Genomic DNA, 15,328 nt, shown 5'->3' with positions numbered 1-15,328 from the left:
TCGTCTCGGATTTGGCAGAGGCCCTCTGAGTTACCCCGAAGAGTCCCTGCCTGAGGCCCTCATTGGGGTCACCAGTTGAAGAACCTTCGCCTTCCTCCTGCCCACTTCAGAAAGCGCTCCATTGGCGATCGCACTTTCCATCATCGCGTTGATGGCCTGGCTGAACGTCCAGCCGTTCTCAGCCATCAATCCCTCGACTCTTTGCCGTGTTTGAGGCGGCAGCTTTTCAAGTTCAACGGTCATTTGGCCCTCCAAAGGGGCTTCAGCCCGCGATATCTTCTTGCTTGTCCTGCATCAGCTCTTCGATCACACCGTTGGCTACCGCCCACTCGATGATTTCGTACAGGTACGTGGCGTGTTGCATGCGGGTCTTGGTTGCGGCGCGGCGCAAGATCCGGTCAAGCACAGGTTCGAAACGAACCTTCACCGGAATGGCGCGCTTTTGATTGGGATCCATGTACATGCTTGGGGTACTCCTGGGTGGTGAATGGGTTTAAGCAGCTTGGATGATTGGTTTTTATGGGTAGAGGTCGGGGCGAAGCTCATGCCGTGGCACACCAGTAGCCTGCTCAACTCTTAGTACCCGTTCTGCCGGTATGCGCCCACTGGCGCACCATTTCTGGACGTTTTGAGGCGTGCAGCCGAGAACGCGGGCCAATGCGGACTGGCTTCCGGCTGCCTCAGCTGCACGCATTGCGGCGTTCTGGCTCATAACTACCTCTGAAATTTGGATTACAACGCAAGGTTACAACCACGCAAATTTATTTACAACTGAGAATTGAAATGCTGCCTACAACTGGTGGTTGTACAGTTCTGATTATGAGAACTATTGGAAAACGTATTGCTGCCGCTAGAGAGAAGGCCGGGCTGAATCAGTCCGAGCTAGCGCGCGCGCTAAAGGTCACTCCCCAGTCAGTACAGGCCTGGGAGTCAGACAAAAACATCCCCAGACCAAAGAAGCTCGAATCACTAGCCATCGTTCTTGGCGTTTCCATCACCCACCTTGTCGAGAGTGAAGGGGTAAGCGGAGACGAAATTCACGACGAGCTGCAAAGGCGATCTGGCGCTTCTAAGCTTGCTTCGCTGAGGTCAGTACCAGTTATCGGTGGAGTGCTTGCGGAGGGATTTGAGACGGCAATGCTGACACGAAGCGACCTTTTGCTCTTGGCAAAGCTCGCGTCCGCACTGATCGAGAAAAATAGATCAATCCAGCCATCTGCTCCGAATTTGCCGGAGCACTTGGATGGGCTAGCTGAAGCCGCGTTCACAACTGCGGACCAGGGCGGTGATGCAGATGATCTCCTAAAGATGATTGGCCATGGATTAAGTAAATCAGTGGAAAAGGACGAAAAGATCAAGCATGGAAAGCGCAAAACCAGTATCGGCTGATATCCCCCTTGCTCTCTACCTCCAAGGGGAGGCTGTGGATGACCCTGATATCAAGGGTCAGCATCCTCTATTTTACGGAACCATCAGTGGGCTTAAGGGCTACCGCCGGGACCTACACGCATACGTTAAGGTTCTGCCCGCTGAGCGACTTTTTGCGGAAACCATGAGTGCGAGTATTGGAAGATATTTCGGGCTGCCAATACCGCTGACCGCCTTAGCGATAGCGCGCGGGATAGACGTCGGACGAGGCTCGGGCAAATGCATTGTGCTCGCTAGCGTTGACACCAACGCGGTACCAATAAGCAGGGTCATAAATTTTGACAAGGTTTCCCATCTCCTGAACAAGTGGTCACACCTGCATGCGGCAATTGTCTTTGATGAGCTTTTGGCCAACACAGATAGAAATCTGAGGAATATGCTGATTGGCGGTGATGGGGCAATCTGGCTCATAGATCATGAGGAGGCGCTGGCCTCGCCTTCGCTGCAGGCTAGCCAAAACATTAGGAACCATCTGCTTGGCATGGTGCTCGGAGAGGTCTCAGAATTTGAGCGCCACCAGGCATCCAAAAAACTGAAGGACCGTTCCGCTCCTGTTTATACTGCGGACTTCCGGGCTCATGCTGCAGCGAGTCAGCCTCATTACTGTCAGGTAGACCAGATCCACGTCGACCGGGTAGTAGACTTTCTCGAATCGCGCGTGCAGCACATGAGTGCTCTAATGGACGGAGCGCTTGGCATCAAACAGAAAACCATGGCGGTCTAAAGGATGCTCCCAGATCTCTCTGATTTCCCAAGCTTCCCCGAGTATGAGGCGAGGTGGGCTCCAGTTTACCTCGAACCCATAGTGCAGTCCGGTGAGAGGCTGACAATAGCAGTCGTAGCCTCGTCCGGTGACGAGGTGAATGGATGCTTAACTATCAGCGAAAAAGCCCTAAAGTGCCTCTATGGTGCCTCGGCGGCCGGTATGCAGCGCATGATGTCTATGGCTCTTTCGGGTGCGCTTGACTATGCGAAATCGGGGTTTACCGGGCCTTTTTCTTGCGGCATACACGGCGTTGTCATTGGGAAGGTGCGTATGGGGCTCGGGGAGAATATGAGCCACATACTCCAGCAAGCATCGAGCCTTAGCTCGAGCCTTTCTACAGTCCATTCAGATGCTTTGGTGGAAGAAGATGATGACTCTGACGATCCTGTCGCTTACGAGCTGAATCTTGGTCAGCTACGTTCCGATATTCAAGATCGCGTGCTTGGCATCCTGCCCAGGCTTAAGGATCGCTTCAATCTGCCTCTCCATACGCAGGCCATGCAGGGCTCCAGGGGAAGTCTTTTCTTTGCCGGAAACCGAATGGCCGCCAGCCTTGCGAAGATCAAGCCTTCCAAGCAGATAAGCAGGCATGTAGACGGCGCCAAGAGCAGGCTATGGGATTTGCACCTCGTGAAATACAAGGTTGAGGATGCCCCGCAAAATAAGTGCACCCTGTTCATTTGGACGCCCAAGGATCTGGACCGGTTTGACCCTGCCCTGATAAGCGAGTACGAGCAGAGCCTTGAGGACCTGCAGCGCCAAAGCCTTGAGGAAGGTATAGAGCCTCACGTTTTCTACGGTGCCGAAGAGGCCGCTGCCGCAATCATCGATTACGAGCGCGCAGCTTAACCTTGGTCTGAATTCCAATCCCGCTCCGCAATCCGCAAGCCCCTGATTTTACAGGGGCTACAATTTATCTCGCCTCAAGCTACAATTTTAAGTTGCAGGCTACAATTCTAGGTTGTAATGTTCACCCATCGAGACGCAACAGCCCCTCACGAGGCCCTCCGCGGATCGGTCCGCTCTTTACCACCGCCAAGATCCTCGCGACCGACTACCCCTTCACAGGTAAGTGCGAGCAACAAACAGTCGATCCCATGCCAGCTCTGGAACTGGCCTTGTCCCATATGAGGGCAAGCGAAACCACGCACAGCCACCCGATGTGACGCCAGTTGCGGCAGCGGGCAGTGATATGAATCCGGCGATTTAGCGTGGCGGAGATAGCCGTTAGGCAGCCAAGGCCACCGTGGCACGTAACGGGGCTCAGAAAGACCGAATCGAATTAGCGCCCCCGATAGCTTCGGCTGGGAGCGCCGGACCTCATGCACCCTGCCCCACTCATCCGGGCAAACGAGCTGCAGCATGCATGTTGTATAGGCCCGCGATCCAAGGCGAACAGATGTTGATTAACGCCCTGGGGAGGAAGCTCACCGCCCAAACCATCGACGGCTCACGGCCTGCAATCAGCAGCGGGCACGGAGCGGCGCCAGTGCCGAGGACTGGATGACAGCCGGGAAAAGACCGGCACCAGATTTCACTGGCTGGCCTTGGCAACAGGGCCAGACGGGAAATCAAAGGAGGGCAAGACAGTGCGACCAGTAATGACGATGAAGACGATTCATGACTCGCTCGGACGGAGGCTCGAAGGGCTTGATGATGATCGCGAAGGCAAGTTTCACGGTTGGGGCTCCGGCTACGAAGAGTTCGAAGCTGGCCCCGGTAACTACACGGTAGCCATCGTCGAGTTCCCCGACGGCAAAGTCGACACGGTGATGCCATACCTGATTCGGTTCTTGGACAGTGAAATCGCCAAGTCCGAAGCCATGGATCATGCATTGGCCAATCCGATCATGATGGACTGAACCATCCTCCTGCGCATTCAGCGAGTGCGCAGCGGGATGCGGACGACTCTGCACCGCGCAACGCGGCCCCCTGCATTAACCCCACCCCAACCCATACGACCGCATCGGCGGGTGCCAGGCTGGCTATTCACGCCCAGCTTGGTCCCTGTTGCCTGGCATCCGACCAATGCGGTCAGAGGATCGATCAATGAACAAGCAACCGAAAGCCATTCTGTTCGCTCAAGACTTTCCAAACATCGCAGCTTGCGGGCCGCACGTCGCGGGTGGCTTCAACTCCCGGATTCAGGGTGTAGAGCTCCACAGCGCTATCCGCGGAGCGTACCGCTGGGAGCGTGAGCAGGGATGGTGGGCCGCCGATAAAAAGATCGCAGCAGGAAAAGTCTATTTCGTTCATCCCTTTCCGCACGGCAAGTGTAGAACCCCCGGCTTTGTCTACGGAGGCACTTGGGCCTGCAACGAATGCAACAGCGATGGCTTCCAGAAGCCATGGTGGAAGGTCCGCGTGATGAAGGACGGAACTGCGTGGTGCGTAGTCGGCGAAGGCTTCGAAGACCTCCAGGCCTCCAGCAACTACGCATTCGGCGACACCAAACAAGAAGCTTTGGATGCCTACGCGGTGCTGATGGCTTCAGCGGCATAACCCACCGAGGACACCACCATGGCCAAACGCCTGGAAAAACTTCCGCGCCGCCGCTCACGCCAAGCTTGGCCACGGTCGGCGGTCCAGCAGTGCTTTGACGTTGCATTCAGCCACACCGCCCGAGCGCGCAGCTTCATGGTCGCTTGCGACTTCAAGTACGCCCAGCAGTGCCTGGCTGATGCTGCGCACGCTCATGAATTGGCGCGGCAGATGCTCAGGAGTATTCGCGCATGATCAACAGAACAGCCAGGTCGGCTTTCGACGCCCACATCGAAGCTGCAAGCAACATGGCGCGTGAGCACGAGCTCGGGTTTGAGCATGAACTGGGATGGGCAGCGGGGCTGGTGTCCTACGCATTCTTTGCCGGCGATATCACGCACGAGGAATCCACCCTCATGCATCAGCGCATCCGTGCGGTACGCACACGCCGAATAGCCCTTCTCTGCTGCTCAAGTCGTAGGGAGGTCGCATGACTACCCCATTGGTTAAAAGCACCCGAGACGAGCAGCTGGAGGACTTCAGCGCGTTCGACATGCGTGATGCCTACCGGCTGGCCGAGCGGCGCGGATTCTACGGCGCCCCAGTCGAGCAGTATGAAGACCCTGCACCGAACGGCCGGCGCCTTCACGTTCTGAGGTATCGGATCGGCGGTGGCCGGCAATGAACGTCAATGAGAGCTATGCGGACAGCTTCCAAGCGCTCGAAAGCGATCGGCGAATGGCTGCAGAGCCCTCAACCGTATTCGTTGACGACTGGTTCGACGACGAAAACAACGCACTTATCGCTGCACGGAAACAGGCCGCCGAGCGAAAGCGACTGGCCGGACTGCCGGACCGTATGAACCACGCCATTCGCCAGATGCAGAGTGTTTGTGGCGGCGGCCCCCTAACCCATGACGACGCTCAACATGGAGCGCAAGGAGTCAGCATGACCCAATCCAAAGAGCTGGCAGAAGTGCCGCCTGCTGAAACGGCGCTCCAGGTATTCACCACTGATAAAGGCCTTGAGCCCTGGCTGCAGCAGGTCCGGCTGAAGGTAGACGAGTTCAACAAAACGCTACCTGAGTTGACCACGCAGAAGGGTCGTGATCGGTACGCGTCGATGGCGCATCAGATTGCCAAGTCCAAGACAGCTCTCGAAGCGGTAGGAAAGGCGCTGTCTGCCAAGCAGAAGGAGCTCCCGAAGAAGATCGACGCAGAGCGCAAGCGCGTATGGGACACCTTGGAGCTTTGGAAAAAGGAAGTGCGCAAGCCGCTGGATGACTGGCAGGCGGCAGAAGATGCTCGGATCGATCGTCACCGTGACGCGATCCTGCGCATTACTGTGCTGGCCTCCGACCTTGAAGGGATCATCGTTGACGACCTGCTGGGCCGCATCGAAATGGTCGAGGCGGTTGAGCTGGGTTATCGGTGGCAAGAGTTCGAAACCGAGGCAGCGCGCGCCAAAGACGACTCGCTGAAGACGCTTCGTGAAACTCTGGCAGTGCGGCAAAAGCATGAAGCCGAGCTGGCCGAGATCGCTCGCTTCAATGCTGAAAAAGCTGAGCGGGAACGCGCCGAGCATGAAGCTGCCATTGCCCTTGAAGCAGCGGCGCGAGTCCAACGCGAAGCCGATCAAAGAGCACAAGCTGAGCGCGAAGCCGCAGCACAGCGCGAGCTGCAGTTGAAGCTCCAGGCCGAGCAAGCCGAGCGCGCAGCAGCACAGGAAAAAGCGGATCGCCTGGCCGCTGAGCAGCGCGCCGAGCAAAACAGAATCGCCGCTGAACGTCGACACGCTGAAGCTGTGGAGCAGGCCCGACTCGACGAGCTTGCGCGCCAGAAGGCAGCTGCTGAAGAGATCATCCGGCAGGAAAGGCTGCGCGAGGCTGATGTGGAGCATCGACGCGCCATCAACCGTGCCGCCATCGCAGCTTTCCTGAACCACGGCATGACCGAAGCTTGCGCAAAGCAGGCCATCACACTGATTGCCAGCAAGCAGATCCCGGCAATCACCATCGCTTACTGAGCACCCCATGAGCACACCACGCATGGCCGCCCATCTCGATTGGGCCCAGGTCGGCGAGTTCGCACCTGAGCAATTCACTGGCGACGACCGCGCCGCATACGAAGACGAAGCCCGCTTGATCGAGCGGGAATGGGAAAACAACGCCAACTGAGGCAACCACTCATGTTCAAGAAAGCTGAACGCAAGCAGGCCAAGCTACGGCTGGCACTTGCCGGGCCGTCGGGCTCAGGAAAAACCTACTCCGCCCTGCTCATGGCCAAAGGTCTGGGCGGACGGATCGCGGTCATCGACACCGAACAGGGCAGTGCCTCGCTTTACTCCGACATTGCCGACTTCGATGTTCTGGAGCTGCAGGCGCCCTTCTCGCCTGAACGATACGTTGAAGCCATCACCGCCGCCGAGGCAGCTGGCTACAGCGTGCTGATCATCGATAGCTACTCACATGAGTGGACCGGGCCAGGTGGCTGCCTGGAATCGAATGAGGCGCTCGCCCACCAGAAGTTTCGAGGCAACACCTGGGCTGCTTGGAACGAAACTACGCCGCGGCACCGTCAGCTGACCAACAAGATCCTGACCAGCACCCTTCACGTCATCTGCACCATGCGCAGCAAGACGGAAACAGTCCAGGGTGAGGGCAAAAAGATCGTGAAGCTGGGTATGAAGTCGGAACAGCGCGACGGCACCGACTACGAGTTCACCGTGGTGCTGGATCTGACACACGACGTGCACACCGCGATGGCCAGCAAAGATCGAACGAAGCTGTTCGACAAGCCGGAGCTGATCACCGAGGCAACAGGCCAGAAGCTGTTGGCCTGGCTCAACTCAGGCGTCAGTCCGGAAGCGCGCGCCAAGGAACTACTGATTGATGCCCTTGCGGATATTGCCACTGCTACCGACATGGCTGGGCTCCAGTCGGCCTTCAATGCTGCCAAGGCAATTGCGATTGGGTTCGACGACCTGGTCGTTCAGGTGGTTGCAGCGAAGGACAAGCGGAAAGTTGAGCTCACACCATTGGAGCAGTCAGCATGATCAGCCTTGAGCTCAGCAGCATTCAGCAGAAGGACACCGAACGCGCTTGGCTTGCTCGGGCGATGGCGGACTACGAGGCCGGCCGAGTGGTAGAGGTAGTGCCTATCAGCCGAAGCCTGTTCAACCCAACCCGGTTCAACAGCGAAAGCATCCAGTCCACTTCTGTGCGATTTGATCGCCCATCGGATGGTGCACCTTCCCCGGCATCCAAGCGAAATGCTGCAATCAAGGCGGCGAACAAGGCTCGCAAGAAAGCGTTCGAGGACGGTATCGCCGCGAAGCTGACTGCCTACCTGGACGTAGGCCTGGTCGAGGCGGCAAAGGCTTTGGGCGTGTCCCAGCACCGCCTAAGCCGGATTGCCTCGGAGAACAAGATGGTCTTCGCTCGAAGCCACGAAGCGGAGCGCGCTCTCGATGCCAAGCTCGCCCCCCAGGTGCGCGAGATGTGCAACCAAGGCATGGGCCAGGTTGAGATTGCCGAAGCGCTGGGCGTGCGTCGCGGCCGCATCCGTCGGATCTCGACTGACTACAAGATCCGCTTCGGCACCCGCACCAAGATTGAGGACGAGTTGGCGATCGTCGCGAAGATCAAAGCTCTGCTTCCCAGCGGATGCACACGACGCAATGCGGCCGAACAGATCGGCATCACTCAGAAGGTCCTCTCCCGCATCGTCGACCAGTACGCCATCGACTTTCCCCTGCGCACTACGAAGCCGAGGAAGGGATGATCAAGCAGAAAGCCTGGCGTCGCCGGGTGGAACAATTTCACATCCCGCCCAGCGGACTGACGGAGCCTTGCGATGGGTATGACACAGAAAGAGCGGGACCAGCGCCGGCACGACAAAGCGGCCAGGCTGCAGGAAGAGGATCTGCGGCTGAAGGTTCGGCCAGGCACCAAGCAGGCTCTGGCCGAGTTGATGCGGTGGGCGGGCATCGAGGAACAGGGCGAGGCGCTAACCCTGATGATTCATCGGCTGCATGAACTAGGGCCTGATCGGGCACTGCCGTTGCTGGAAGTGCCGCGCCACGAATACCGACCTTCGCGGATTGTGGCGCTGGCTTTCGAACGGAAGAGCATGCTGATGATTCAGCAGGATCCGGGGGATGAAGTACTAGCCCCTATTAGCGAGAAAGATGATCAAGATATGAATCGAGCTCTATAAATTTCGTGGCAACCTGCCTTAGCTCGCGAGAGGCATGCTTCCAAAAGACGACATGGACGGAAATGCCGCGTGCTTTCAGCTTCTCAATGGCAGGGACATAGTCTGCATCCCCAGCAACAAGTGTGATTTCGTCGCCAGGCTGTAGAACAAGAAACGAGTCTTCGATCATGGTCGCGACGATATCGGTATCAATCTTCTTCTCGTGATTTGCAACATTGCGATCGTACGTTGTTACATCCCATCCGTTTCTCCGGGCAGCGTCCCAAACAGAGTCATTTTGCGGCGGCCGGGACCCAAACAGCGCAGCTTTTCTGACATCTGCCTTATCACCTCCGGCGAAAGCGAAAAGCTTTCCGAAATCTATGTTCCAGCTGTTGTCGCAGATTTTGTTAGTCACTGCATCCCAAACGCTTGGCGCCAGACCGTTCGCGTAGGCTGCGACATGCTTCCCTTCAATCCATACGTTTGAATTGTCCACGTAAACCAGATTTGCCATTTTCGCTCCTTGATCCGGCCCAATGCCGGCTAATATCTATAGCCCACCCCATCCCTATTTGCCACTCACCGAGATATCGGAGGGCCGAGCACGGCGTGAGGTGAAGAGTCGAGAATTTCGCCGGCTGCTTTCAGCACTGCCTCGATGGCAGCCTCATTGGACTCCCAAGGCCCATAGATAACCTTGGTCTTCATGCCAACAACCACATTGATGATGCGCAGCGGATGCGATTCCCCAGATCCACTCGTCCAGTGAACGAAGGCTCTGACTGTATGCCCTTTGTAGCTCAGGGGCTTTGCCTCATTCGTCCTTGTGTCCATGTCTGTGCCATCCAGACCAAAACAATCATTTTAACCAGTCTCGCCTCCTTCCGGATACGGAGGGCGGCGCCTGCAATGGAGATTGCCATGAGCCAATCGGTTGATTTTGACCAACGCAAAGACCTGGCCTGCTGGTTCGGCCTCAGCTATGCGAGCTTTCTTGTCCTTCCGCGCGTGCTGATGCAGGACATGCCAGAAGAGTGGCAGGAGCGCATGGCTGTGCTGCTCAATGAGTACGACGACGCTTTTCCAAACCAGCCCGATATCGGCACCAGCGTCCGGGCTACCCACAATGGCAGGCTGACCAAGATGCCGCCATGGCTGCTGAACTACCGCCGCCCGGCTCGCGACGAGATTGCAAAGCTGCGCGGCGCCTGACCATCACCCCCACCTTCACCTATCACGCTGAACGCCTCGGCAGGCGGGCGGCTACCTGGAGCATCCATGGAAAATCACCGCATTCTGGTCGGCGACTGCATCGAGATGATGCGGACGCTACCGGACGAGAGCGTGCACACCTGCGTGACCAGCCCGCCCTACTTCGGACTGCGCGACTACGGGGTCGACGGACAACTTGGCCTTGAGGCCTCCCCGCTAAAATTCATCGCTCAACTGGTGGAGGTCTTCCGGGAAGTTCGTCGGGTGCTTCGCCCTGACGGCACGGCCTGGGTCAACATGGGCGATAGCTACGCTGGGAGTTGGGGTGCGCAGGGGCGGCCACAAGGTAACGGTCAAATGGCCGGGCGAAGCGTGGTGTCGGCTCGGCAGATCAATAACCACCCGTCGTTCGACACAAAGACCGGTGTACGTGGCCGCGAGATCGGGCTGAAGCCGAAAGACCTTATGGGTATCCCGTGGCGGCTCGCCTTTGCGCTGCAGGATGACGGATGGTATCTGCGCCAGGACATCATTTGGCAAAAGCCCAATCCGATGCCTGAAAGCATGCGTGACCGCTGCACCAGAAGCCATGAATATCTGTTTCTGCTGAGCAAACAGCGTCACTACTACTTCGACCAAGCCGCCATCGCTGAAAAGGCGCTGGAGCCGCGCGGGCCCGGCAACGTTGCACCCATTGAGTCGTTGCCTGGAGAACGCGCAACACAGAACTCAAACCTCAGGGGCTCTCTTCACAAAATCGGACCTCGGGCCCAGCGCAACAAGCGTAGCGTCTGGAGAGTGCCGACCCAAAGATTCAAGGGAGCCCACTTTGCGACCTTTCCGCCTGAGCTGATCAGGCCATGCATTTTGGCGGGCGCGCCACGGGGCGGAGTAGTCTTGGACCCATTCGGCGGTGCAGGTACCACGTCGCTGGTTTCGATGCAGGAAGGACGACGCTCGATCATCTGCGAGCTGAACCCAGAATACGCGGCATTGGCACGCGCCCGGATCGACGCCGCTTGGCTGGATGGCGCTGCGCAGATGGATGTGTTTCGCGACTCAGCGCCAGCGGCCTGACCCTCCCCCTACCTTCACCTATCACGCTGAACGCCTCGGCAGGCGGACCGCGCACCGCGCAAACAAGCCGTCCAATCGCTACCGCCCAGACATCCGGTAGCTGTGGTTAAAATTTTCTACAGGGATGCCGCGTTGTTGAGCTGCCAAGTAAAGATCTAAATCCACCGTAAGGATTGTGCCTGAACCTTGAACCAGTTCCAGAATCCCACAGTCCGTCAACCCAAGGGTTTTATACTCATTAACAACTACAATATCCCTACTTTTGACATAATGCTCTGCAAAGTTACTAACGAGCTCACAAAGCACCTGACGAATTTCTCGCTTATGTGGGTCCTTCGTCTGCCATAGAAGATTGCTTGCCTCAGTTGCGATATTTGGGGTAACGGCGATATCAGAATCCTGCAATCTTAGCAAGAGAACCTCAAAGTCATCCGCTGAGAAAGTATCGGTTCGCTTGTGCAGCCGGATGTAGTCGGGCTTATATACCCCTACGGCGAGCAGCAACAAAAGATTCGTATCTAGGATAACTTTTTCTTTCATTTTCGATCAATAAGACGATCTTTAATAGATTTCACCATGCCGGTTTGCGACTCTAAACAGACAACTTTATAGACTCGCTCCCTGCTTGCTAGCCCAGCCAGAGCCGCGCCTAAAGCCCCTATATTTGGTCTTTTAACATCCCTATCAAACCCGATAGTTATCAGGAAATCCCTATCCGCCGACCTATCAACCTCTTCAAGAAGAATGTTAGACACGCCTTGATCGCCAAATAAATCGCCAACTTCGGCAACAGCAGTTTTTACAGCGTCTTTAGTCAAAATCTCAGTCATCACAAAAAATCCGAAATAGTTAACCTCAATTTACCAGTAGGTGGCTACATTGACCACAGCAATCGATTTGTTCGCCGGTCTCGACTTATGGTCCCCCGGAGACCGCGCTGCAGGCTCGGGGAGAGACCAATGATCCATTACCACGGCACGCCGGTCGGCGGCACCCGCCAGGACGGCGCACGGTTTCTTGCCGGTCGGCACGCCCTGGTTCCCTTCCCGCGCCAGGACGACATGGGCATCGTCGCAGAGGTCTGCCAGTCGTTCGTGTTCGACAACGGTGCCTTCAGCATCTGGAACAAGGGCGGGACTCTCGACGTCGACGGCTATACCCGTTGGGTTGAGGACTGGCATCGGCACCCAGGCTTCGATTGGGCGTTGATCCCCGATGTGATCGATGGGGATGAAGCGGCGAACGATGCGTTGCTCGCAGCGTGGCCAAGGGCGCTGCGTGGCGTGCCGGTGTGGCATCTGCATGAATCGCTCGAGCGCTTGCAACGGCTCGCCAGCGAGTGGCCGATTGTGGCCTTTGGCAGTTCAGGGCAATGGCGCTCGCCCGGCACAGCAGCGTGGTGGAAGCGAATGGCTGCGGCCATGGACGCCATCTGCGACGACCAAGGCCGGCCAGCGTGCCGCCTGCACGGCCTTCGCATGCTCGACCCAGCCATCTTCCAGCACCTGCCTTTCGCTTCGGCTGACTCCACCAATGCCGCGGTTAATGGTGGAAGCATCAGCCGTTTTGGGATGTATGCCCCGCCCACCGCCGGCCAGCGCGCCTGTGTTATCGCCGACAGAATCGAAGCTTATAACAGTTCGCCGATCTGGCAGCGGGAGGCTCAGGTAGAGATGGCTCTATAACCCTAGATATGGGAGCTCTCTATCGATCACGTCTTCGGCCTCTTTGGCTGCACGGGTCGCGTAGTTGTAAAAGATGAGCATATCGACATCGTCCATGTCTTCTGCGCCTTGGTGATATTGCAGGCAGCGCTCCAAAGCCCTCCGGATCGAGCCGTAAGCCAGAACGTTGTGCACGGCTTCTGCGCCATCGTGGAGAGCAATCGCTGTTTCGATGGATTTCAACTCTTGCAACTTCTGCTCAGTGACAGCGCGAGCGACTCCGTCGCGCTCTGCAATTTTCGTCCATAGATGATCAACCAATGGTGTTTTCAAGCTCTTCTCCTTGATCCGACACAGTGCCGGTCGGAAACAAATACCTCACATCCATCAGTTGCGCCAGCACAGAAACGTGACAATTCTGGAGCCTCTCTATGTGCACCATCCTCTACCGCGAAGGCCGTGAATGGGCCCTCGAATCCATCCGCAACCTGCACAACGTCGTCGGCAAGCCTGACGGGTACCGGCAGCTGATCAACTACCTGGAGCGTGGCTTGAAGGGTAAGCCAGCGGCCTTTGCGCGCGGTGTGCAGTCGGTGATCGATGAAGTGAAGGCGGTGGCAGCTTGACCGCCCTGCGCCGCACCACCACACCCCGCGCCATGCCTATGCCCTGCCTCGAACTCAACGGGGTATGCGACGAATGCGGCCAATACCGCGCCCACGGAAACCACCGCTCCTGCTCCAAGAAGCGCCAGCAGCGGTATGCACAAGCGAGGAAACAATGAGCCTACTAGCCGCTCAATGCGTCATCGTGTGGCTCTGCCTACAACTTCCCCTCGGCATGATCATCGGCCGCTACATCGCAAGCGCCGACGTCATCGCCAAGTAACCCCTTCCCCTTCAATTCAAAGTCAGCCGCTGTAGCGGTGAGGACGAAGTCATGCCTAAGCATCGGCCGGAACTGGCCCACATTTATAATGTGTTCGGTCTCAGCTCAAACCATGAGCTGTCTACCCTTCTAGTCAATATCGAAAACACCAAACGCTTTTCCGATTTGTTGCACGCGGTGGAGAGCGAGTTTTTCATGGTGCCAGGTGAGCCATCTGATGATCCCGAAGACTCAGGTGATCCGGTAGATGACAAGTGCCTGGTTAATAGCTGGGGATCTACACAGGCTGAGTACCTCAAGCAATTCAAGGCCGCATTACCAATAGCTGCCGCGAACTTGGTCCCTGCCTATGAGGCGCTCGTGGCCGGTGAAAGGTGGTCGCTGGACGGTGAAAACGGCTCATGGGATTACGACACCCTCGAGGAGCTGCTCAAGGACAACTACGGCCACGACAGCGACGGCGATGGGCACCCGGCCAGCTTCAGGCTTGGACTGTACGAAGGCGGCACGGTCTATCGAGGCGTTGTGTGCAAGGACGACCCCGCTCGCTTCCTACCAGATGCCGAAGATGTGACCGAGCGAATGTACGAAAACGCCTGCGATAGCGACGCTGGCGAATGGGTTGATGCCTATCCAGACCTCAGCAAGGCGGCCGAGGCAGAGCTGCAGATAGCGCTCGCACCTTTGAAGGCCTGGGCGCGCAAGCATTGCCAGCCTGACTTCTTCACGATCAAGGACGTTACTCCGCATATCGTCACCGATGAGGATGTCGCTCGGAGCAAGAGGTCATGACCGACCTGCTCGAGGTACAGACCAGCACCCTGGCCGGCGCCGCCCTTGACTGGGCCGTGGCCAAGGCAACAGGAGCCGATGATTTGCGCATCACGGCGGCTGGATCAATCTGCTGCATCTACGAGCTGCCATGCGGTTCCGGATGTTGGACGGAATACTATCAGCCATCTACTGACTGGGCGGTGGACGGGCTTTTGATTCGCAGCCACCGCATGGGCTTCGGCATTTACCCAGATGGCTTTTTCGCTTGCGTCGGACTGGACGACTTGGGCGGCTCCGCTTCTGGACCTTCCCACTTGATTGCCGCCTGCCGCGCCATCGTAGCCGCCAAGCTGGGCGACACCGTGCAGGTTCCCAAGGAGTTGATCCAATGAAGCGAGCCAATCCAGCAGACCTTCGCCGAGCCGCCGTTGTGGCCCACACCTACGTCAAGGCCGGCATCCTGTTCGTGCCCATGCCTGCCCTCGACCAAGCCGATCATGATGCGCTTGTGGCGCAGTCCGCCGATCGCTTGGAAAGGCTGGCCCAAGCCGCCGAGCAGGAACAGTCATGAGCCGCTTCATCGCCGTGTTTCACGAATGGCACGTTCACAGCCGGGGCTTTGATGTCATCCAGCTTGAGGCGCTCGATCAGCGGCAGGCCGAGATGGAGGCAGCGCTTATCCATCGAGGGCGTCGCGGCTTCTACAGCAATGACTTCACGCTGATCGAGATCGACGACCGCGAGCATCTGCCCCGCGGCCTTACCTGGCGAGAGCGCTTGACCGGCCGCATCCAGTAACCCCTCCCCTCCCATCTATGCAGCCTGCCGGTGATTGGCAA

28 protein-coding genes are annotated in these 15,328 nt (G+C 57.5%); 20 read left to right on the top strand and 8 right to left on the bottom strand.

What is annotated here, in order from left to right; genetic code table 11:
- Positions 1-30 precede the first annotated feature (30 nt).
- The 3 genes from ASF66_RS00930 to ASF66_RS21815 are packed head-to-tail and all read right to left on the bottom strand — an operon-like array spanning position 31 to position 694.
- On the bottom strand, positions 31-243 hold the full coding sequence (locus ASF66_RS00930; RefSeq protein ID WP_056842338.1) for a hypothetical protein: 213 nt from the start codon (positions 241-243) through the stop codon (positions 31-33).
- A gap of 19 nt (positions 244-262) precedes the next feature.
- Entirely contained in the window at positions 263-463 is a 201-nt protein-coding gene (locus tag ASF66_RS00925; protein WP_009048020.1) for a hypothetical protein, read from the bottom strand.
- 54 nt (positions 464-517) lie between these two features.
- Positions 518-694, bottom strand: a complete 177-nt coding sequence (locus tag ASF66_RS21815) for a transcriptional regulator (RefSeq protein WP_236707056.1) — start codon at positions 692-694, stop codon at positions 518-520.
- 89 nt (positions 695-783) lie between these two features.
- Here ASF66_RS21815 and ASF66_RS00920 point away from each other — a divergent pair, with 89 nt between their 5' ends.
- The 5 genes from ASF66_RS00920 (at position 784) to ASF66_RS00900 (ending at position 4,696) form a co-directional block, all read left to right on the top strand.
- Positions 784-1,389, top strand: a complete 606-nt coding sequence (locus ASF66_RS00920) for a helix-turn-helix domain-containing protein (RefSeq protein WP_056842337.1) — start codon at positions 784-786, stop codon at positions 1,387-1,389.
- The gene (locus ASF66_RS00915) at positions 1,361-2,152 is read left to right on the top strand and encodes a hypothetical protein (protein ID WP_056842336.1); all 792 of its coding nucleotides are present in this window, start codon (positions 1,361-1,363) and stop codon (positions 2,150-2,152) included. Before ASF66_RS00920 ends, ASF66_RS00915 begins: the two co-directional genes overlap by 29 nt.
- Before the next feature lie 3 nt (positions 2,153-2,155).
- Entirely contained in the window at positions 2,156-3,043 is an 888-nt protein-coding gene (locus ASF66_RS00910) for a hypothetical protein (RefSeq protein WP_056842335.1), read from the top strand.
- 752 nt (positions 3,044-3,795) lie between these two features.
- A complete protein-coding gene (locus ASF66_RS00905) occupies positions 3,796-4,056 on the top strand; it encodes a hypothetical protein (RefSeq protein WP_177331278.1) in 261 nt (86 codons plus the stop codon).
- 187 nt (positions 4,057-4,243) lie between these two features.
- Entirely contained in the window at positions 4,244-4,696 is a 453-nt protein-coding gene (locus ASF66_RS00900) for a hypothetical protein (protein ID WP_056842333.1), read from the top strand.
- Positions 4,697-4,750: 54 nt separating this feature from the next.
- Here ASF66_RS00900 and ASF66_RS22370 read toward each other — a convergent pair whose 3' ends face one another.
- Positions 4,751-4,891, bottom strand: a complete 141-nt coding sequence (locus ASF66_RS22370; RefSeq protein ID WP_156463101.1) for a hypothetical protein — start codon at positions 4,889-4,891, stop codon at positions 4,751-4,753.
- A gap of 35 nt (positions 4,892-4,926) precedes the next feature.
- On the opposite strand from ASF66_RS22370, the gene ASF66_RS00895 reads away from it, so the two are divergent.
- The 7 genes from ASF66_RS00895 (at position 4,927) to ASF66_RS00870 (ending at position 8,892) form a co-directional block, all read left to right on the top strand.
- On the top strand, positions 4,927-5,169 hold the full coding sequence (locus ASF66_RS00895; protein ID WP_056842332.1) for a hypothetical protein: 243 nt from the start codon (positions 4,927-4,929) through the stop codon (positions 5,167-5,169).
- Entirely contained in the window at positions 5,166-5,360 is a 195-nt protein-coding gene (locus tag ASF66_RS00890; protein WP_056842331.1) for a hypothetical protein, read from the top strand. The genes ASF66_RS00895 and ASF66_RS00890 overlap by 4 nt, the downstream gene beginning before the upstream one ends.
- Positions 5,357-6,700 carry a hypothetical protein gene (locus ASF66_RS00885; protein ID WP_330219428.1) on the top strand — a complete coding sequence of 448 codons (1,344 nt, stop codon included), beginning with the start codon at positions 5,357-5,359 and terminating at the stop codon, positions 6,698-6,700. Before ASF66_RS00890 ends, ASF66_RS00885 begins: the two co-directional genes overlap by 4 nt.
- 7 nt (positions 6,701-6,707) lie before the next feature.
- Positions 6,708-6,851 (top strand): hypothetical protein, encoded by a 144-nt coding sequence (locus tag ASF66_RS22365; protein ID WP_156463100.1) that lies wholly within the window; start codon positions 6,708-6,710, stop codon positions 6,849-6,851.
- Positions 6,852-6,862: 11 nt separating this feature from the next.
- Entirely contained in the window at positions 6,863-7,729 is an 867-nt protein-coding gene (locus ASF66_RS00880; protein WP_056842329.1) for an ATP-binding protein, read from the top strand.
- Positions 7,726-8,457: a hypothetical protein gene (locus ASF66_RS00875; protein WP_056842328.1), complete on the top strand. Its 732-nt coding sequence runs from the start codon at positions 7,726-7,728 to the stop codon at positions 8,455-8,457. Before ASF66_RS00880 ends, ASF66_RS00875 begins: the two co-directional genes overlap by 4 nt.
- Positions 8,458-8,529: 72 nt before the next feature.
- Positions 8,530-8,892, top strand: a complete 363-nt coding sequence (locus ASF66_RS00870; RefSeq protein ID WP_056842327.1) for a hypothetical protein — start codon at positions 8,530-8,532, stop codon at positions 8,890-8,892.
- Here the strand turns inward: ASF66_RS00870 and ASF66_RS00865 are convergent.
- On the bottom strand, positions 8,852-9,388 hold the full coding sequence (locus ASF66_RS00865) for an NYN domain-containing protein (RefSeq protein WP_056842326.1): 537 nt from the start codon (positions 9,386-9,388) through the stop codon (positions 8,852-8,854). The genes ASF66_RS00870 and ASF66_RS00865 overlap by 41 nt on opposite strands.
- A 407-nt stretch (positions 9,389-9,795) precedes the next feature.
- On the opposite strand from ASF66_RS00865, the gene ASF66_RS00855 reads away from it, so the two are divergent.
- Positions 9,796-10,086, top strand: coding sequence for a hypothetical protein (locus tag ASF66_RS00855; protein ID WP_056842324.1), 291 nt, complete (start codon positions 9,796-9,798; stop codon positions 10,084-10,086).
- Positions 10,087-10,152: 66 nt separating this feature from the next.
- The gene (locus ASF66_RS00850) at positions 10,153-11,163 is read left to right on the top strand and encodes a DNA-methyltransferase (RefSeq protein WP_056842323.1); all 1,011 of its coding nucleotides are present in this window, start codon (positions 10,153-10,155) and stop codon (positions 11,161-11,163) included.
- Positions 11,164-11,241: 78 nt separating this feature from the next.
- Here the strand turns inward: ASF66_RS00850 and ASF66_RS00845 are convergent, their stop codons facing one another.
- Positions 11,242-11,703, bottom strand: coding sequence for a PIN domain-containing protein (locus ASF66_RS00845; RefSeq protein WP_056842322.1), 462 nt, complete (start codon positions 11,701-11,703; stop codon positions 11,242-11,244).
- Complete coding sequence (locus tag ASF66_RS00840) at positions 11,700-11,993, bottom strand: hypothetical protein (protein WP_056842321.1); 294 nt, start codon at positions 11,991-11,993, stop codon at positions 11,700-11,702. The genes ASF66_RS00845 and ASF66_RS00840 overlap by 4 nt, the downstream gene beginning before the upstream one ends.
- A gap of 129 nt (positions 11,994-12,122) precedes the next feature.
- Between ASF66_RS00840 and ASF66_RS00835 the strand changes: the two genes are divergently transcribed.
- Positions 12,123-12,848, top strand: a complete 726-nt coding sequence (locus tag ASF66_RS00835; RefSeq protein WP_056842320.1) for a hypothetical protein — start codon at positions 12,123-12,125, stop codon at positions 12,846-12,848.
- Here ASF66_RS00835 and ASF66_RS00830 read toward each other — a convergent pair.
- A complete protein-coding gene (locus ASF66_RS00830) occupies positions 12,843-13,160 on the bottom strand; it encodes a hypothetical protein (protein ID WP_056842319.1) in 318 nt (105 codons plus the stop codon). The two genes, ASF66_RS00835 and ASF66_RS00830, sit on opposite strands and share 6 nt — an antisense overlap.
- Before the next feature lie 98 nt (positions 13,161-13,258).
- On the opposite strand from ASF66_RS00830, the gene ASF66_RS00825 reads away from it, so the two are divergent.
- The 5 genes from ASF66_RS00825 (at position 13,259) to ASF66_RS00805 (ending at position 15,287) form a co-directional block, all read left to right on the top strand.
- Positions 13,259-13,453, top strand: coding sequence for a hypothetical protein (locus ASF66_RS00825; RefSeq protein ID WP_056842318.1), 195 nt, complete (start codon positions 13,259-13,261; stop codon positions 13,451-13,453).
- A gap of 313 nt (positions 13,454-13,766) precedes the next feature.
- Entirely contained in the window at positions 13,767-14,507 is a 741-nt protein-coding gene (locus ASF66_RS00820) for a hypothetical protein (protein WP_056842317.1), read from the top strand.
- Positions 14,504-14,881, top strand: a complete 378-nt coding sequence (locus tag ASF66_RS00815; RefSeq protein WP_056842316.1) for a phage protein NinX family protein — start codon at positions 14,504-14,506, stop codon at positions 14,879-14,881. The genes ASF66_RS00820 and ASF66_RS00815 overlap by 4 nt, the downstream gene beginning before the upstream one ends.
- A complete protein-coding gene (locus ASF66_RS00810) occupies positions 14,878-15,060 on the top strand; it encodes a DUF1382 family protein (RefSeq protein ID WP_056842315.1) in 183 nt (60 codons plus the stop codon). Before ASF66_RS00815 ends, ASF66_RS00810 begins: the two co-directional genes overlap by 4 nt.
- Positions 15,057-15,287 (top strand): hypothetical protein, encoded by a 231-nt coding sequence (locus ASF66_RS00805; RefSeq protein WP_056842314.1) that lies wholly within the window; start codon positions 15,057-15,059, stop codon positions 15,285-15,287. The genes ASF66_RS00810 and ASF66_RS00805 overlap by 4 nt, the downstream gene beginning before the upstream one ends.
- The last annotated feature ends 41 nt before the right edge of the window (positions 15,288-15,328 follow it).

The organism is Pseudomonas sp. Leaf129 (genome assembly GCF_001423465.1).
GTDB classification, from domain to species: Bacteria; Pseudomonadota; Gammaproteobacteria; order Pseudomonadales; family Pseudomonadaceae; genus Aquipseudomonas; species Aquipseudomonas coleopterorum.
This window is presented reverse-complemented; position numbering and strand designations above follow the sequence as displayed.

Bases quoted from the DNA above. Each gene is read 5' to 3' on its own strand.
- ASF66_RS00845 (WP_056842322.1), bottom strand. From the start codon at position 11,703: ATGAAAGAAAAAGTTATCCTAGATACGAATCTTTTGTTGCTGCTCGCC.
- ASF66_RS22370 (WP_156463101.1), bottom strand. From the start codon at position 4,891: ATGAGCGTGCGCAGCATCAGCCAGGCACTGCTGGGCGTACTTGAAGTC.
- ASF66_RS00805 (WP_056842314.1), top strand. From the start codon at position 15,057: ATGAGCCGCTTCATCGCCGTGTTTCACGAATGGCACGTTCACAGCCGG.
- ASF66_RS00875 (WP_056842328.1), top strand. From the start codon at position 7,726: ATGATCAGCCTTGAGCTCAGCAGCATTCAGCAGAAGGACACCGAACGC.
- ASF66_RS00925 (WP_009048020.1), bottom strand. From the start codon at position 463: ATGTACATGGATCCCAATCAAAAGCGCGCCATTCCGGTGAAGGTTCGT.
- ASF66_RS00880 (WP_056842329.1), top strand. From the start codon at position 6,863: ATGTTCAAGAAAGCTGAACGCAAGCAGGCCAAGCTACGGCTGGCACTT.
- ASF66_RS00820 (WP_056842317.1), top strand. From the start codon at position 13,767: ATGCCTAAGCATCGGCCGGAACTGGCCCACATTTATAATGTGTTCGGT.
- ASF66_RS22365 (WP_156463100.1), top strand. From the start codon at position 6,708: ATGAGCACACCACGCATGGCCGCCCATCTCGATTGGGCCCAGGTCGGC.
- ASF66_RS00885 (WP_330219428.1), top strand. From the start codon at position 5,357: ATGAACGTCAATGAGAGCTATGCGGACAGCTTCCAAGCGCTCGAAAGC.
- ASF66_RS00815 (WP_056842316.1), top strand. From the start codon at position 14,504: ATGACCGACCTGCTCGAGGTACAGACCAGCACCCTGGCCGGCGCCGCC.
- ASF66_RS00900 (WP_056842333.1), top strand. From the start codon at position 4,244: ATGAACAAGCAACCGAAAGCCATTCTGTTCGCTCAAGACTTTCCAAAC.
- ASF66_RS00910 (WP_056842335.1), top strand. From the start codon at position 2,156: ATGCTCCCAGATCTCTCTGATTTCCCAAGCTTCCCCGAGTATGAGGCG.
- ASF66_RS00835 (WP_056842320.1), top strand. From the start codon at position 12,123: ATGATCCATTACCACGGCACGCCGGTCGGCGGCACCCGCCAGGACGGC.
- ASF66_RS00865 (WP_056842326.1), bottom strand. From the start codon at position 9,388: ATGGCAAATCTGGTTTACGTGGACAATTCAAACGTATGGATTGAAGGG.
- ASF66_RS00870 (WP_056842327.1), top strand. From the start codon at position 8,530: ATGGGTATGACACAGAAAGAGCGGGACCAGCGCCGGCACGACAAAGCG.
- ASF66_RS00855 (WP_056842324.1), top strand. From the start codon at position 9,796: ATGAGCCAATCGGTTGATTTTGACCAACGCAAAGACCTGGCCTGCTGG.
- ASF66_RS00930 (WP_056842338.1), bottom strand. From the start codon at position 243: ATGACCGTTGAACTTGAAAAGCTGCCGCCTCAAACACGGCAAAGAGTC.
- ASF66_RS00915 (WP_056842336.1), top strand. From the start codon at position 1,361: ATGGAAAGCGCAAAACCAGTATCGGCTGATATCCCCCTTGCTCTCTAC.
- ASF66_RS00840 (WP_056842321.1), bottom strand. From the start codon at position 11,993: ATGACTGAGATTTTGACTAAAGACGCTGTAAAAACTGCTGTTGCCGAA.
- ASF66_RS00810 (WP_056842315.1), top strand. From the start codon at position 14,878: ATGAAGCGAGCCAATCCAGCAGACCTTCGCCGAGCCGCCGTTGTGGCC.
- ASF66_RS00890 (WP_056842331.1), top strand. From the start codon at position 5,166: ATGACTACCCCATTGGTTAAAAGCACCCGAGACGAGCAGCTGGAGGAC.
- ASF66_RS21815 (WP_236707056.1), bottom strand. From the start codon at position 694: ATGCGTGCAGCTGAGGCAGCCGGAAGCCAGTCCGCATTGGCCCGCGTT.
- ASF66_RS00825 (WP_056842318.1), top strand. From the start codon at position 13,259: ATGTGCACCATCCTCTACCGCGAAGGCCGTGAATGGGCCCTCGAATCC.
- ASF66_RS00850 (WP_056842323.1), top strand. From the start codon at position 10,153: ATGGAAAATCACCGCATTCTGGTCGGCGACTGCATCGAGATGATGCGG.
- ASF66_RS00905 (WP_177331278.1), top strand. From the start codon at position 3,796: ATGACGATGAAGACGATTCATGACTCGCTCGGACGGAGGCTCGAAGGG.
- ASF66_RS00895 (WP_056842332.1), top strand. From the start codon at position 4,927: ATGATCAACAGAACAGCCAGGTCGGCTTTCGACGCCCACATCGAAGCT.
- ASF66_RS00920 (WP_056842337.1), top strand. From the start codon at position 784: ATGCTGCCTACAACTGGTGGTTGTACAGTTCTGATTATGAGAACTATT.